Genomic DNA, 2,779 nt, shown 5'->3' with positions numbered 1-2,779 from the left:
GGGCGGCGGCGATCGCCGTGGCGGAGGGGAGGACCATCTTCGGGGAGTTTTCGATGGGGCCGCCGCTTTCGAACACGAGGATGTCCTGGGTGCCCGTGCCCATATCGATGGCGAGGATGCGCATATCCGCAGTGTAGCCCCCCGGGGAAACTTCCGGTGCCGGCTGCGCGTTATGGATTGCGACCATGGCGATGGGTGCTAGACTCCGGCCCGTGTTTCGGGGGCTGACCGGCTGGCGACCGGGTGAGGGGCGCGCGGCGGCCGCGGTCGGCGCAGCGACGGATGGGGGTGGGCAGGCCCCGGCGGAGGATGACGAACCCGGGCCCGACGCGACGCGGCGGGTGGTGACGTGGCGGCGGGCGGTGCTTGCGGTGCTGGGGATGCTGCTGCTGGCGGGAGCGGCCGCCTACCTGCAGAAGGACCGCATCGCTCCGGAGGTGGCGGACACCCTGCGGGCGACCATCGGGGATGAGCGGACGGCGCGCGTGGAGAGCTGGTTTTTCAGGCTGGAGGACCGGGTGCAGAAGGTGCGCTACCGTGTGCTGGGGGCGGAGATGGACCCGTTCGAGGTGCGGCCGGTGCGGGTGGAGTTCGTGGCGCGCGAGCCGGCGCGGGAGGTGGTGGTGTGGGCGGGTGCGCGCCGTTCCGATGCACCGGTGAACCCGGACGCCTTTCTGCCCCAGCCGATGCAGTTCCCGCAGACGCGGCAGCTGCGCGACAACCCGGAGCCCGGGGAAGGAACGTGGACGACGGCAGGGCTGCCGCGGACCTCGCCGGACGACCCGCTGCTGGCAAAGACGTTCTTCCGCCCGGACAGCTCGCGGCCGTACGCGCTGGTTGGGGTGCTGCTGGTCGACGCGCGGCGGGTTCGGCTACACCTGGTGGCAGGCACGGTCGACCCGGGCGGGAGCCGCGGCGTGAAGGGGCCGGGTTCGATCCCGGCGGAGGATGTGCCGAAGCTGCTGGCGGCGTGGAATGGCGGGTTCAAGGGCGACCACGGGAATTTCGGGATGGTGGCGCACGGGAAGGAGTTTCAGCGGCTGCGGAACGGGCTGGCGACCGTCTGCACGAAGAAGGATGGGACGTTCGTGATGGGGGAGTACGGCCGCGACTTCACGTGGGACGAGGCGACGATGGAGGCCTGCCGCCAGAACGCGGTGCTGCTGGTGGACGGGGGCGAAATCAGCAAACGGACGAACGAGGGCAACGACACGTGGGGCTATGTGCAGGTGAACTCTTCGGAGTTCATCACCTGGCGCTCGGCGATCGGGGTCACGAAGGATGGGAACCTGCTGGTGGCGGCGGGCAATTCGCTGAGCGCGGCGACGCTGGCGAAGGCGCTGTGGGCAGCCGGCGCGGAGACCGCGATGCAGCTGGATATCAACAGCCCCTACGTGCTGACCTCGCTGTTCTTCCCGCAGCCGGACGGCGGCGTGAGGCCCGAGAAGTTCATGGAGACGATGCCGGACGGCCCGGGTCGGTTCCTGCGGGTGCAGGAGCGCGATTTCATGTATGTGACGCTGGACGAATCGCGCTACCGGTAGGCGCCGGGTTCAGGGGCGGGCGGTCGAGCAGGCGCCGGCGGCGAGCACCCAGGCGGGCGCCGGGGCGGGGAGGTCGCGCAGGGTTTGGGCGGCAGGGGGAAGCGCCGGGATGTAGCGGAGCCAGCGTTCGCCGTCGAACTGGTAGGCGGCGACGAGGCAGGGGAGGGCAGCCGCGAGGTTGGGCAGGGGACCGGCGGGCAGGACGACGAGGTTCCAGCCGGCTTCGAGGCGGACTTCCGGCGGGGCGGGCTGCGGGGAGGGAGCGGCGGGGTAGAGCGCCCGGATGCCGGCGCGGTCATCGGCGGCGAGGCTGCGGTTGATGCCGGTGTACTGGAAGTACATGACGGCGGCCATCTCCTCGGGGGTACAGGGGCCCCAGGGCGCCGGGCAGGAGTGTTCGAGGCCGGCCATATGGCCGAGTTCGTGGAGGATGACGGTGCGCCAATCGAGGACGGCTTCGAGGCCGAGCTCGGCGAGGGCGTTGGGGTTGCTGTTGAGCAGCATGTCGACTTCGTGGACGAGCTCCTTGCTGGTGAGGCCGAGGACGCAGCCGCGCGAGCAATCGAGGTGGACCCACGAGATGACGTTTTCGCCATCGGGGCCCGATTCGAGGATGGAGGCCGTGCGGTCGGTGATGCCGGCGTAGCGGAAGGCGAAGCCGGAGCCTTCGACCGTGGACCAGGCCTGCATGCCGGCGATGACGGCGGCGGGGCTGACCGACGGCGGGGCGCCGGTGGGGTTGTAGGCGACCGGGACGGGGAGCTCGTCATCGGCCCAGGCCCAGCCCCAGGGGCGCCAGGCGGCGGCGGCGTCGCCTGATTCGCCGTTTCGCCGGGCAACGGCGGGCTCGAGCGAGCGGAGGGCTGCAGCGATGGCGGCTTCGGCGTCGGCGGGGGTATTCGCAGCGACGAGGAAGTGGAGCAGGGCCGGCGGACCGGCGGGGCGTTCGACCACCACCGCCGCCGGGATGAGCGCAGGCAGGGCGGCGGCCTGCCGCTCGCTGGCCCCGGCGACGAGGGCAACGAGCGGCAGGAGACTGGAGAGGGCGAGGTAGCGAAGGGTCATGGGCCCTGCCGGGTGGTTACGGTTGGACCTGGATGGTGCCGGGCGCGCTGGCGAGGAACCAGTAGGCGCGGCCCTTGCGGAGGATGGCGAGCGAGTTCACGTAGGCCGGGGCGCCGGGTGCATAGCGCCGCCACGCGCCGGTGAAGGGGTCGAATTCGTAGACCGCGCGG

Annotated in this window: 2 protein-coding genes; one reads left to right on the top strand and one right to left on the bottom strand. The window is 71.4% G+C overall.

Features of this window, described 5'->3' with window-relative positions:
• The first annotated feature begins 212 nt into the window (after positions 1–212).
• Positions 213–1,544 (top strand): phosphodiester glycosidase family protein, encoded by a 1,332-nt coding sequence (locus VAE46_RS08190; protein WP_322796440.1) that lies wholly within the window; start codon positions 213–215, stop codon positions 1,542–1,544.
• Between the two features lie 9 nt (positions 1,545–1,553).
• Here the strand turns inward: VAE46_RS08190 and VAE46_RS08185 are convergent, their stop codons facing one another.
• A complete protein-coding gene (locus VAE46_RS08185; RefSeq protein WP_322796439.1) occupies positions 1,554–2,609 on the bottom strand; it encodes a matrixin family metalloprotease in 1,056 nt (351 codons plus the stop codon).
• Positions 2,610–2,779: the final 170 nt, after the last annotated feature.

Source organism: Tepidiforma sp. (assembly GCF_034433535.1).
Classification (GTDB): Bacteria; Chloroflexota; Dehalococcoidia; order Tepidiformales; family Tepidiformaceae; genus Tepidiforma.
This window is presented reverse-complemented; position numbering and strand designations above follow the sequence as displayed.

Excerpts from the sequence above, each read along its gene's own strand:
- VAE46_RS08185 (WP_322796439.1), bottom strand. The coding sequence starts at position 2,609 with ATGACCCTTCGCTACCTCGCCCTCTCCAGTCTCCTGCCGCTCGTTGCC.